The organism is Terrabacter aeriphilus (assembly GCF_039542985.1).
Classification (GTDB): domain Bacteria; phylum Actinomycetota; class Actinomycetes; order Actinomycetales; family Dermatophilaceae; genus Terrabacter; species Terrabacter aeriphilus.
In genome coordinates this window covers 164,597-176,665 of sequence record NZ_BAABIW010000010.1, presented here as the reverse complement: position 1 = coordinate 176,665, position 12,069 = coordinate 164,597, and the positions used below count along the sequence as shown (strand labels likewise).

The 12,069-nt window shown below is 72.4% G+C and carries 11 protein-coding genes and 1 tRNA gene; 3 read left to right on the top strand and 9 right to left on the bottom strand.

The features are described 5' to 3' along the window. On the bottom strand, positions 1-1,443 hold the full coding sequence (locus tag ABD979_RS07760) for an RNB domain-containing ribonuclease (protein ID WP_345506883.1): 1,443 nt from the start codon (positions 1,441-1,443) through the stop codon (positions 1-3). A gap of 113 nt (positions 1,444-1,556) precedes the next feature. Here ABD979_RS07760 and ABD979_RS07755 point away from each other — a divergent pair, with 113 nt between their 5' ends. After that, complete coding sequence (locus ABD979_RS07755; protein ID WP_345506882.1) at positions 1,557-2,306, top strand: YaaA family protein; 750 nt, start codon at positions 1,557-1,559, stop codon at positions 2,304-2,306. A 1-nt stretch (position 2,307) separates the two neighbouring features. Continuing rightward, positions 2,308-3,405, top strand: coding sequence for an SLC13 family permease (locus ABD979_RS07750; RefSeq protein ID WP_345506881.1), 1,098 nt, complete (start codon positions 2,308-2,310; stop codon positions 3,403-3,405). A gap of 147 nt (positions 3,406-3,552) precedes the next feature. Here the strand turns inward: ABD979_RS07750 and ABD979_RS07745 are convergent, their stop codons facing one another. The 8 genes from ABD979_RS07745 to ABD979_RS07710 all read right to left on the bottom strand — a co-directional run bounded on the left by ABD979_RS07745 (position 3,553) and on the right by ABD979_RS07710 (position 8,955). Then, positions 3,553-4,746, bottom strand: coding sequence for an O-succinylhomoserine sulfhydrylase (locus ABD979_RS07745; RefSeq protein WP_345506880.1), 1,194 nt, complete (start codon positions 4,744-4,746; stop codon positions 3,553-3,555). Further along, positions 4,743-5,156 carry a rhodanese-like domain-containing protein gene (locus ABD979_RS07740; protein WP_345506879.1) on the bottom strand — a complete coding sequence of 138 codons (414 nt, stop codon included), beginning with the start codon at positions 5,154-5,156 and terminating at the stop codon, positions 4,743-4,745. The genes ABD979_RS07745 and ABD979_RS07740 overlap by 4 nt, the downstream gene beginning before the upstream one ends. A 24-nt stretch (positions 5,157-5,180) precedes the next feature. Further along, the gene (locus tag ABD979_RS07735) at positions 5,181-6,173 is read right to left on the bottom strand and encodes a reverse transcriptase-like protein (RefSeq protein ID WP_345506878.1); all 993 of its coding nucleotides are present in this window, start codon (positions 6,171-6,173) and stop codon (positions 5,181-5,183) included. 7 nt (positions 6,174-6,180) lie between these two features. Continuing rightward, positions 6,181-6,831 carry a zinc ribbon domain-containing protein gene (locus ABD979_RS07730; RefSeq protein WP_425583939.1) on the bottom strand — a complete coding sequence of 217 codons (651 nt, stop codon included), beginning with the start codon at positions 6,829-6,831 and terminating at the stop codon, positions 6,181-6,183. 86 nt (positions 6,832-6,917) lie between these two features. Beyond that, positions 6,918-7,808, bottom strand: a complete 891-nt coding sequence (locus ABD979_RS07725; protein ID WP_345506876.1) for a Nif3-like dinuclear metal center hexameric protein — start codon at positions 7,806-7,808, stop codon at positions 6,918-6,920. Between the two features lies 1 nt (position 7,809). Further along, positions 7,810-7,882 (bottom strand) — tRNA-Val (locus ABD979_RS07720). A gap of 34 nt (positions 7,883-7,916) precedes the next feature. Beyond that, positions 7,917-8,453, bottom strand: coding sequence for a peroxiredoxin (locus tag ABD979_RS07715; RefSeq protein ID WP_345506875.1), 537 nt, complete (start codon positions 8,451-8,453; stop codon positions 7,917-7,919). An 85-nt stretch (positions 8,454-8,538) separates the two neighbouring features. Beyond that, positions 8,539-8,955: a DUF3052 domain-containing protein gene (locus tag ABD979_RS07710; RefSeq protein WP_345506874.1), complete on the bottom strand. Its 417-nt coding sequence runs from the start codon at positions 8,953-8,955 to the stop codon at positions 8,539-8,541. Between the two features lie 268 nt (positions 8,956-9,223). Between ABD979_RS07710 and aceE the strand changes: the two genes are divergently transcribed. Next, the gene (gene aceE / locus ABD979_RS07705) at positions 9,224-11,995 is read left to right on the top strand and encodes a pyruvate dehydrogenase (acetyl-transferring), homodimeric type (protein WP_345506873.1); all 2,772 of its coding nucleotides are present in this window, start codon (positions 9,224-9,226) and stop codon (positions 11,993-11,995) included. The last annotated feature ends 74 nt before the right edge of the window (positions 11,996-12,069 follow it).

Sequence of the window (12,069 nt, the reverse complement as noted above, 5' to 3'; positions counted from 1 at the left end):
TCAGGCCGGCACGAGGGTCAGCGTGATCGTGCCGCTCGCGACGTCGGCCGCGTCGACGCGCACCGTCACGGTGGCCCCCGGCGCCGCCTCCCCCGTGGCGCGGGCGACGACGGCGAGCTCGATGAGCTGCACGACGACCCCCTTGCCGTTCACGTCGACGACGACACCCTCGAGGGTGCGGCCCACGTGCGGGTGCAGCTCGGCTGCCTCGACGGCGTCGGTGCACTGGCGCTGCACCCCGTTGGTGCGCCGGTCCGAGGTCGCCATGAGCTCCGGCAGCGACGGCAGGGCCTCGCGCACCCACGTGGGCACCTCGGTGCCGGACGACAGCGCCTCGCACAGCACGAGGCCGAAGCGGTCGACGAGGCGTCGCAGCGGCGCGGTCACGTGGGCGTACGGGCCCGCGACGGCGGCGTGCTCGGGCTGCTCGGGCGCGGCACCGTCGAACGGCGTGTAGCCCGCCCCGCGGAAGAGCGAGGTCGCCTCGTGGATGAGGGCGAGGTGACGGGGGTCCTGCCGGTCGAGGGTGCGCAGCAGCTCGCCGTAGGGGAGGTCCCGCGGCCACGCGACTCCCGCGGCCGCCACCTGCCGCCTGAACCGCGCGAGGTCACGGGGGTCGGGCTCCGGCATGGTCCGCAGGATGCCGATGCCGCCACGGAGCACGAGGTCTGCGGCCCCCATGCCGGCGAGCAGGGAGATCTGGGCGTTCCAGTCCTCCGACGGCACGATCGGGCGGAACGAGATGCGGAAGGCGCCGGAGCCGTCCTCGTCGACGGTCTGCTCGGGCATCGGCAGGCTCGCACCGCCGCGGGCCCGCTCGAGGAGCACCCGCTTCTCCCCCACCTCCTGCAGCAGCACGAGGCACTCCTCGGCGGAGCCGTCCTCGACCGCCCGCTGCACCTGCTCGTAGTCGTAGCGCCGGACGCTGCGCACGAGCGCGCGGTACACCTCGACGGTGGTGCGCTCGCCGTCGGCGTCGAGCGCGATGTCCCAGACGAAGGCCGGGCGCACGGCGTCCGGCAGCAGGCTCGCCGCGCCCTCGCTCAGCTGCGGCGGGTGCAGCTGGACCCGCTCGTCGGGGCAGTAGACGGTCTGGCCGCGCCGCCGCGCCTCGGCGTCGACGTGACCGCCCGCACGGACGAAGGTCGGCACGTCGGCGATGGCGTAGCGCACGCGGTAGCCCACCCCCGCGCGCTCGAGGTGCATCGCCTGGTCGAGGTCCATCGAGCCGGGCGGGTCGATCGTCACGAACGGGACGGCGGTCTCGTCCCGGTCCGGGAGGCTGGCCTCCGCGGCCGCCCGGGCCGCCTCGTCCAGCACGTCGGCGGGGAACGTCTCGGGCACCTCGAACTCGCGCCGGATGGCCCGGAACCGCTCGACGAGCTGCTGGGCCACGTCGCCCGGCTCACCAGACGGACGGAAGACGATGTGTCGGGCGGTCATGGCGTCACCCTACGCACCGGGAGGTGGCCTCCCGCGGCCTGCGCGTCCACCGCTTTGCGCGCGTCGTGTCGTCGAATGGGCTTTCCGCAGCCCCGATGCCTAGGCTGGCCCCCGTGCTGATCCTGCTCCCCCCGTCCGAGGGCAAGACGCCGCCGCGGCGGGGTCGGTCGCTCGACCTCGGAGCCCTGTCGTTCCCGCAGCTCACCCCGCTCCGTGAGGCGCTCGTCGACGCCGTGGCCGGCGTGAGCGGCGAGCCGGACGCGGCGACCACGCTCGGGGTCAGCCCGAACCTCGTCGCCGACATCGAGCGCAACACCCGGCTGGCCACCGGCCCGACCGCCGCGGCCTCCGACGTCTACACCGGCGTGCTCTACCAGGCCCTCGACCTCGGCTCCCTCGACGCCGCCTCGAAGCGGCGCGCGCAGCGCTGGGTCGTCGTCGTCTCCGCCATGTTCGGCGCGCTGCACCTCGGCGACCGCGTGCCGCCCTACCGCGTCAACGTCTGCACGACGCTTCCCGGCGTCGGCCAGCTCACGACCGAGTGGCGGCGCGCGCTCCCCGCCGCGCTCGACGCCGCGGTCAAGCCACGTGAGCTCATCGTCGACTGCCGCTCGAGCACGTATGCCGGCCTCTGGCGTCCGCGCGACGCGCGCGCCGAGCACTGGGTGCACGTCACCGTGCCCGGCGCCTCGCACATGGCCAAGCACACCCGGGGGCTCGTCACCCGCGAGCTCGTGCAGTCCGATGCCCCGCGCAACCCGGTCGCCCTGGCCGAGCGGCTCTCCGAGCGCTTCGACGTCGAGCTCACCGCACCGCCGCGCCCGGGGAGACCCTGGCAGCTGGCCACGACGCCGAGGGCCTGAGGTGTCGCTCGACCTCGGGGCGCTCGTCGAACGGGTCGCCCCGATCCTCGTCTTCCTCGTCTCGATCACGCTCGTCGCGGAGATCTGCGACCTGTCCGGACTCTTCGACGTGGCGGCCCACCGGGCTGCGCGCCTCGCCCGGGGCCGGGTGGCCGTGCTTTGGCTGCTCGTCGTCGTGCTCGCGGTGGCCTGCACGATCCTGCTGAGCCTCGACACGACGGCCGTGCTGCTGACGCCCGTCGCCATCACCGTGGCCCGTCAGGTGGGCGCACCGCCGTTGCCGTTCGCGATGACGACGCTGTGGCTGGCGAACACCGCGTCGCTGCTGCTGCCGGTGTCGAACCTGACGAACCTGCTCGCGCTGCACCCCTTCCGGGACCTGCAGGTCGACACGTTCGGCTACATCCGGCTCATGGCGCCCCCGGCGGCCGCGGCGATCGTGGCCACGGTCGCCGTGCTGTGGCTGCTGCACCGGCGCGAGCTCACCGGCGGCTACACGACCCCGCCGCCGGAGGAGCCGCACGACCTCGTGCTCACGCGCATCGCGGGCGTCGTGTGCCTGCTGCTCGCCCCGGCATTCGTGCTCGGGGTGCAGCCGGCGCTGGCCTCGCTGCCTGCCGCGGCGATCCTGCTCGCCGCGACCTACTGGCGCGCCCCCGAGCTGCTGCGGCGGATCAGCCTGCCGTGGCTGACCGTGGTCGGCGTCTGCGTCCTCTTCCTCGTCGTGGACGCCGCGCTCGAGTGGGGGCTCAAGGGATGGCTGCAGACGGTGGTCGGCGAGGGCCACAGCCTGCAGTCACTGCTGCGCGTCAGCGGCATCGGCGCCCTGTCTGCCAACGGCATCAACAACCTCCCCGCCTACCTCGCGCTGGAACCCACGGCCACCGACTCCTCCGCCCGGCTCGCCGCCCTGCTCGTCGGCGTGAACGCCGGCCCCATCATCACCATGTGGGGCTCGGTGGCGACGCTCCTGTGGGCCCAGCGGTGCCGCTCGGCCGGCCTCAAGGTCGACGCCCGGCGCATCGCCGGCGCCGGTGCCCTCTGCGCCGTGACGGTCGTGGTGGCGGCGACCGTCACCCTCGCGGCGACCGCCTCCTGACCCGACACCGCCCCGGTGCCCACGACACTGACCCGCAAACCGGGTCACTGACGTAGCGAACACCCCCCATCGCGTGCCGCGGTCCACCCCCAGCGGCTACGTCACTGACCCGCAACCCGGGTCAGTGACGCAGCGGGCGGGTGGGACCTACACGGCCTCGAGGGCCTGCGCCAGGTCATCGACGACGTCGCGCACGTCCTCGAGGCCGACCGAGACGCGCAGCACGCCGTCGGTGATGCCGACCGCGACGCGGGCCTCGGGAGCCAGCCGGCGGTGCGTGGTCGTCGCCGGGTGCGTGATGAGCGACTTCGAGTCGCCGAGGTTGTTGGAGATGTCGATGACCTGCAGCGCGTTCATCAGCGCGAACGCCTCGTCCTTGCCACCGTCGAGCTCGAACGTCACGACGGTGCCGCCGGCCGCCATCTGTCGCCTCGCGAGCTCGTGCTGCGGGTGCGACTCGAGGAAGGGGTGCACGACGCGCGTCACGCGCGGGTGCGTCTCGAGGAAGCGCGCGACCGTCAGGGCGCTGGCCGCCATCCGCTCGACGCGCAGTGACATCGTCTCGAGTCCCTTGACGAGCACCCACGCATTGAACGGCGACATCGACGGCCCGGTGTGGCGCATGAGGTTCTGCACCGGTCCGTCGATGAACTCCTTGGGCCCGAGCACCGCGCCACCGAGCGTGCGCCCCTGACCGTCGATGTGCTTGGTCGCCGAGTAGACGACGATGTCGGCCCCGAGGTCGAGGGGGCGGGAGAAGACCGGGGTGCCGAACACGTTGTCGACGACGACCTTCGCGCCGGCGGCGTGCGCCAGCTCGGTCACGGCCGCGATGTCGACGAGCTCCTGCATGGGGTTGCTCGGCGTCTCGAAGAAGACGGCCGTCGTCGGCTCGGACAGCGCCTCACGCCACTGGTCGAGGTCGGCGCCGTCGACGAAGACCGTCTCGACGCCCCAGCGGGGCAGGATCTCGTCGAGGATGACGAAGCACGAGCCGAAGAGCGCCCGCGACGAGACGACGCGGTCACCCTGGCCCAGGAGCGCGGCCAGGGCCACGAAGACCGCCGACATGCCCGAGCCGGTGGCGAAGCACGCCTCGGCCCCGTCCAGCTGGCGCAGCCGCTCCTCGAACATGGCGACGGTCGGGTTGCCGTAGCGCGAGTAGACGAAGCGGTCGACGTCGCCCTTGAACGCGGCCTCGGCGTCCTCGGCGGACTCGTAGACGAAGCCCGAGGTCAGGTAGAGCGCCTCCGAGGTCTCCTCGAACCCGCTGCGCGCCAGACCGCCCCGCACGGCGAGGGTGTCGGGCCGCCACGTGGCAGGGCCTCGTGCCTGGCTCATCCCTGGACCCACGGCAGGCCCGCGACCTTCCAGCCGGCGACGGACCGGTGCCGCTGGTCGTCGTGCGGCCCCTCGAACCCGTGGAGCACGTTGTGGGCGCGGGTCCAGCCCTCGCGCGTGGCCGCCTCGGCGGCGGCGACGGAGCGCACGCCCGAGCGGCAGAGCAGGTAGAGCGGCGCGTCCTTGGCGACCCCCGCAGCGGCGAGCTCGTCGGTGAAGCCCACGTTGACGGCGCCGGTCGGGAAGGACTGCCACTCGAGCAGCACGGGTTCCTTGCCGAGGCTGCTGAGGTCGGGCAGTCCCACGTAGGACCACTCGGCCCGCGTGCGCACGTCGACGAGCACCGCACCGGGCTCGTCGCGCAGGCCCGCCCAGGCCTGCTCGGGGGTCACGTCACCGGCATAGCTCATGCAGCGAATATCGCACGGCGTCCGTCAGGCGAGATGGTCGGTCCGATTGGTGAACGCCACCGACGCCGAACCCTCGTCCCAGACCTCGACGGCCGTGAGGCTGCCGGGCGCGGTCGCGAGCGCCCAGAAGCGGTCGTCGGCAATGCCGAGCACCTCGGTCAGCACCGAGAGCACCCCGCGCCGCGAGGTCACGGCGACCACGGTGCCCCCGCGCTCGACGAGGATCCGGTATGCCGTGCGCACCTGCTCGTCGGCACCCTCGCCGGGTGCCTGCGCCGACCAGTCGGGCGAGGTGCGCGCCTCGCCGCCCAGGGCCGTCGCGACGTGCTGCCCGACCTCGGCGGCGAGACCGGCGTCGGCGGCCACGACGGAGGCGTCGTCGCCCACGAGGCGCTGCACGGCCCGGACGATGCGCGGCGTGGCGGCCGCGTCCAGCGGCGCCTGGACGAGCAGGAGGCGCAGCGACTCCCCCCACCGACGGGCGGGGGCAGGTGTCACCTCCGCCTCGGGGGCTGTCTCCGACTCCGGCGCGGCTTCGCTGGTCGCGTCGCCGTCGGTGAGGACGCGGTGCACGGTGGCGCCGTCCATGCCCTCGTTGCTCAGGGCGTCGGCGTCCTTGTTCTTCTCGCGCGGGATCCACGTGAAGTCGACGCTGCCGCCGGCCTGCGAGATCTCGGCGCACAGGTCCCGCGCCTCGAGGGCCAGACGGCGCATGTCCTCGTGCTTGATCTTCCAGCGACCCGACATCTGCTCCACGACGAGCTTCGAGTCCATCTTGACCTGCACGGTCGCGCCGGGCTCGATGTCGAGCACGGCCCGCAGCCCGGCGATGAGGCCGGAGTACTCCGCGACGTTGTTGCTCTGCTTGCCGAGCGGGGCGGCCAGCTCGACGAGGACCCGACCTGTCGCGGGGTCCCGCACGAGGGCGCCGTAGCCGGCCACCCCCGGGTTCCCGCGCGACCCGCCGTCGGCCTCGACGACGAGCCGTCGGCCCGCGCCTCGTGAGGCTGCGCTCACCGGCCGATCACAGCCCCGACTCGCCGGTGCGGATCATGATGCGACGGCACTCCTCGCAGCGCACGACCTCGTCCTGCGGCGCCGTGCGGATGCGGTTGAGGTCGACGTTGCCGAGCTCCAGGCGGCAGCCACCGCACCGACGGTGCTTCAGCTCGGCCGCGGCGAGGCCCCCGCTGCTCGCGCGGATCTTCTCGTAGAGCGCGACGAGGTCGTCGCCGACACCGGCGACGATGTCGGCGCGGCCGGCGCCCACCGTGACCTCCTCGGCGTCGAGCTTCTGCACGGCGGCGTCCTGCTCCGACTCGAGCTGCGCCACGCGCTCGACGATCTCGGCGCGACGGGCCTCGAGCTCGGTGACGCGGGCCGCGAGCTGCTCGGAGCGCTCCATGACCTCGATCTCGATGTCCTCGAGCTCGCCCTGGCGACGGGCCAGCGACGCCAGCTCGTGCTGCAGCGCCTGCAGGTCCTTGGCCGAACCCTGACCCGCGTCGAGACGGGTCTGGTTGCGCGCGGCGCGGTCACGCACGAGCTGCACGTCCTGCTCCGACTTCGTCAGCTCGCGCTGCACGTCGTGCGCGGCGGTGCGGGCGTTGACGATCTCGGTCTCGAGGCTCGCCAGGTCGTTGCGGGCCGTCTCGAGCGCCCGCGTCTGCGGCAGGTGCGATCGCGCGTGCGCGATCTGGTCGAGCCGCGTGTCGATGGCCTGCAGGTCGAGCAGGCGCCACTGGCGGGACGGGTCGGCTTTCAGGACACACCTCCGGGTTCGGGTGCCGCGCGGTCATCCCGCGCAGCGTTCGCACCGACGACGAACGTCCACGGCTCGGTGCGGATGGCTGAGACTCTGGTCTCGACCCTAGTCGCTCCGCCGGACTGCTCGAGCGCGGAGACCAGACGGTCGCGGGCGCTGGCCGTCCACAGCCACTCCGTGGCCCAGTGCCCGGCGTCGACGAGGAAGGGCCGGCCGCCCCGGGCCTCCTCGCGGGCCTCGAGGACGGGGTGGTGGCGCAGGTCGGCCGTGACGTAGACGTCCGCGCCGCTCGCGCGCACGTCGTCGAAGCGGTCGTCGCCGGAGCCGCCCATGACGGCGACGGTCGAGACGGTGGCGCCGGGGTCGCCGCTCACCCGGATGCCGGCGGCGGTGTCGGGCAGCGCCGCGGCCACGGCGGCGGCGAAGTCCGACAGCGCGACCGACTCGGGCAGCTCGCCGACGCGGCCGGCCGGGTGACCGCCCTCGGTCGAGAGCGGGCGCTGGCGCAGCAGTCCGAGAGCGTCGGCGAGCACCGTCGAGACGCCGGGCTCGGCGACGTCGGCGTTCGTGTGGCCCACCCACAGGGCGATGCCCGCCTTCACGAGCGCCGTGACGGAGGCACCCTTCGCGCTCGTGGTCGCGACCGAGTGCACGCCCCTCAACAGCAGCGGGTGGTGCGTCACGAGCAGGTCGGCGCCCCACGCCGCTGCCTCGGCGATGACCTCGAGGGTCGGGTCGAGCGCGACGAGGACACGGCGTACGGGCTGGTCGGGGTCGCCGGTGACGAGACCCACGCGGTCCCAGTCGGCGGCGGTGTCCAGGGGGTAGAGCGACTCGAGCGCCGCGACGACGTCGCGGAGCGGGAGGTCGGCAGCGGGCTCGGTCACGTGGGCCCGGCCGGGCTCGAACCGACGACACCCGCGGTGTAAACGCGGTGCTCTACCAACTGAGCTACAGGCCCCTCACGCACCGCGGTCCTCCGCGGCAGGCGGCGGTCAGCCTACGGCATCGCGCTGCCCGGCGCGGAGGCTCGCGAGCGCCGACCGGTAGGCCGTGAAGTCGCGCCCCTGGCCGATGCCGCGCACCTCGGTCCAGACGATGCGGCCGTGGCGGTCGAGCAGGAACGTGCCGCGCAGGGCGAAGCCGTCCTCGTCCTCGAAGACGCCGTAGCGACGGGCCACCTCGCCGTGCGGCCAGAAGTCCGACAGGAGCGGGAAGAAGTGGCCCTCGGCATCGGCCCAGGCGCGCAACGTGTACATCGAGTCGCAGGAGATCGCGAAGACCTGGATGTCGCCGTCCTGGAAGTCCTCGAGCCCGTCGCGGATCTCGCGCAGCTCGCCGCGGCAGATGCCCGAGAAGGCCGCCGGGTAGAAGACGACCACGGCGTTGCGCACCCCGCGGACGGCCGACAGGCTGACGTCCACGCCGTACTGGTCGACGAGGGTGAAGTCGGGAGCCTGCTCGCCGACACCCAGGGGTGCGAGCGGTGCGGGCGCCGGCACGGGGCGCTCGACCGGGTGCGCGTTCGTCATGCCGGTCAGTGTGACATCCCGGCGCGCATGCCGCTCAACCGTGGACAAGCCGCTCCGGCACCCGGCCCGGAGACCCGCGGGGTCGTCAGCGACGTGGGCCCTTCGGCGGCATGAGCCGGCTCGCGGTCCAGTCCTTGGCGACGTTGACCTGACCGCCGGTCGTCAGGCCCGCGGTCGAGGCCGCCTCCTCGACGACGCTCGCGTCGACGTGGCCGGCCCGGCCCGCCTTGGGCGTGAGCAGCACGACGAAGCCCTGGTCGAAGAGCTTCGTCACACCGTCGACCATGAGGTCGACGAGGTCCTCGTCACCGTCGCGGTACCAGATGAGCACCCCGTCGGCCCCGTCGTTGAAGTCCTCGTCCTCCAGCTCGGTCCCGATGACGTCCTCGAGCCCGAAGCGCAGGTCGTCGTCGACGTCGTCGTCATAGCCGAACTCCTGGATGACCTGCCCCTTGGCAAATCCGAGCTTGCTGAAGGACGCCGCACCTGCGGTCTCGCTCACTGTCACCGGTCCTCTCGTCGACGCGGCACGGTTGCCACGACATCAGTGCATCGGCTCCGACGCTATCGCGCAAGGTGCGGTCCGTCCGGGACAACACGGGCGACGACACGGACGAGCGGGCCGTGGATGGCGCCGACGACCTAGCAGACGGCGTCCGCAGGGAGGACCCAATTGTGACCACCACCACCGTTGGGTAGAGGATGGGGGCGTGCGTCGCCTCGGCCGACCGGCTGTGAGCGTCGCCTCGCGACGAGAAAGGACCCACGACGTGGCTTCCGAGGCCGGCCCGATCCTCAACGGCATCCCCAGTCAGCTCCCGGACATCGACCCGGACGAGACGCAGGAGTGGATCGACTCCCTCGACGCCGTCCTCGACGAGAAGGGCCGGACGCGGGCGCGCTACATCATGCTCAAGCTCATCGAGCGCGCGCGCCAGCAGCAGGTCGGGGTCCCGTCCCTGACGGCGACCGACTACATCAACACGATCCCGCCCGAGCGCGAGGCGTGGTTCCCCGGCGACGAGGACGTCGAGCGCGAGATGCGCCGCTACATCCGCTGGAACGCCGCGGTCATGGTGCACCGCGCCCAGCGCCCCGGCATCGGCGTCGGCGGGCACATCTCGACGTACGCGTCGGCCGCGACGCTCTACGAGGTGGGCATGAACCACTTCTTCCGCGGCAAGGACCACCCCGGCGGCGGCGACCAGATCTACTTCCAGGGCCACGCCTCCCCCGGCATGTATGCCCGTAGCTTCCTCGAGGGCCACCTCACCGAGGCCCAGCTCGACGGCTTCCGCCAGGAGAAGAGCCACCAGGTCGACGGCAAGGTCGAGGCCGTCCCGTCCTACCCGCACCCGCGGCTGCTCCCCAGCTACTGGGAGTTCCCGACGGTGTCGATGGGCATCGGCCCGATGAACGCGATCTACCAGGCGCAGTTCAACAAGTACCTCCACAACCGCGGCATCAAGGACACCAGCCAGCAGGACGTCTGGGCCTTCCTCGGCGACGGCGAGATGGACGAGCCGGAGTCGCGTGGCCTGCTCCAGCTCGCGGCGAACGAGGAGCTCGACAACCTCAACTTCGTCATCAACTGCAACCTGCAGCGCCTCGACGGCCCGGTCCGCGGCAACGGCAAGATCATCCAGGAGCTCGAGGCGTTCTTCCGCGGCGCCGGCTGGAACGTCATCAAGGTCGTCTGGGGCCGCGGCTGGGACCCGCTGCTCGCGGCCGACCGCGACGGCGCCCTCGTGCACCTGATGAACTCCACGAGCGACGGCGACTACCAGACCTTCCGCGCCAACGACGGCAAGTACGTGCGCGACCACTTCTTCGGGCGCGACCCGCGCACGGCCAAGATGGTCGAGGGCTGGAGCGACGACCAGGTCTGGTGGGACCTCAAGCGCGGCGGCCACGACTACCGCAAGGTCTACGCGGCATACAAGGCGGCGCGGGAGCACACCGGCCAGCCGACCGTCATCCTCGCCAAGACCATCAAGGGCTACGGCCTCGGCTCGCACTTCGCCGGCCGCAACGCCACGCACCAGATGAAGAAGCTGACGCTGGACGACCTCAAGGCCTTCCGCGACAGCCTGCGCATCCCGATCACCGACGAGCAGCTCGAGGCCAACCCCTACCAGCCGCCGTACTACCACCCGGGTGCCGACAGCGACGTCATCAAGTACTCGATCGACCGTCGCCAGAAGCTCGGCGGCACGCTGCCGAGCCGCCGCGTCGACTTCGAGCCGGTCAAGCTGCCCGGCGACGAGGCGTACGCCCAGGTCAAGAAGGGCTCGGGCAAGCAGGAGGTCGCCACGACGATGGCGTTCGTCCGCCTGCTCAAGGACCTGCTGCGCGACAAGGAGTTCGGCCCGCGCATCGTGCCGATCATCCCCGACGAGGCGCGCACGTTCGGCATGGACGCGTTCTTCCCGACGATCAAGATCTACAACCCCAACGGGCAGAACTACACGCCGGTCGACGCCGAGCTGATGCTCGCCTACCGCGAGAACGTCAGCGGCCAGATCCTGCACCTCGGCATCAACGAGGCTGGCTCGCTCGCGGCGTTCACGGCTGCCGGCACGTCGTACGCGACGCACGGCAAGCCGATGGTGCCGATCTACGTCTTCTACTCGATGTTCGGCTTCCAGCGCACGGGCGACTCGATCTGGGCTGCCGCCGACCAGATGACCCGCGGCTTCCTCATCGGCGCCACGGCCGGTCGCACGACCCTGACCGGTGAGGGCCTGCAGCACGCGGACGGGCACAGCCCGCTCCTCGCCGCGACGAACCCCGCGGTCGTGCACTACGACCCGGCCTACGCCTACGAGATCGCCCACATCATGCAGGACGGCCTCCAGCGGATGTACGGCGAGGGGAAGACGGCCGAGGAGTCGAACGTCATCTACTACCTCACCGTCTACAACGAGCCGATCCAGCAGCCCAAGGAGCCGGACGACGTCGACGTCGAGGGCATCCTGCGCGGCATGCACCGGATCTCCCCCGCGAAGACGGAGGGCTGGACGCACGACGCGCCCAAGGCGCAGATCCTCGGGTCGGGCGTCGGCGTGCCGTGGGCGCTCGAGGCGCAGCAGCTGCTCGCCGACGACTGGGGCGTGGCCGCCGACGTGTGGTCGGTGACCTCGTGGAACGAGCTGCGCCGCGACGGCCTCGCCGCCGACGAGCAGGAGTTCCTCTCCCCGACCGACGAGAAGCGCGTCCCGTGGGTCACCCAGTGCCTCCAGGGCACCGATGGCCCGGTCGTGGGCGTGTCCGACTACATGCGCGCCGTCCAGGACCAGATCCGCGAGTGGGTGCCGGGCACCTACGCCACGCTGGGCGCCGACGGCTTCGGCTTCTCCGACACCCGCGCGGCGGCGCGGCGCTTCTTCCACATCGACGGCCCCTCGGTCGCCGTGCGGACGCTGCAGCTGCTCGCCAAGGAGGGCAAGGTCGATGCCGACGTCCCGCGTCGGGCGGCCGAGAAGTACCAGCTCGACGACGTCACCGCCGGCACGTCCGGCAACGCGGGCGGCGAGAGCTGACCCGCTGACGTATGCCGTGTGGCCCGGTCCCTGCCCAGGGGCCGGGCCGCTCGGATGTCCGGGCGTCGCCGAGC

What these genes read in the sequence shown, in the direction of transcription:
- ABD979_RS07745 (WP_345506880.1), bottom strand. Translation starts at nt 4,746, where the DNA reads ATGAGCCAGGCACGAGGCCCTGCCACGTGGCGGCCCGACACCCTCGCC.
- ABD979_RS07760 (WP_345506883.1), bottom strand. Translation starts at nt 1,443, where the DNA reads ATGACCGCCCGACACATCGTCTTCCGTCCGTCTGGTGAGCCGGGCGAC.
- ABD979_RS07715 (WP_345506875.1), bottom strand. Translation starts at nt 8,453, where the DNA reads ATGACGAACGCGCACCCGGTCGAGCGCCCCGTGCCGGCGCCCGCACCG.
- ABD979_RS07740 (WP_345506879.1), bottom strand. Translation starts at nt 5,156, where the DNA reads ATGAGCTATGCCGGTGACGTGACCCCCGAGCAGGCCTGGGCGGGCCTG.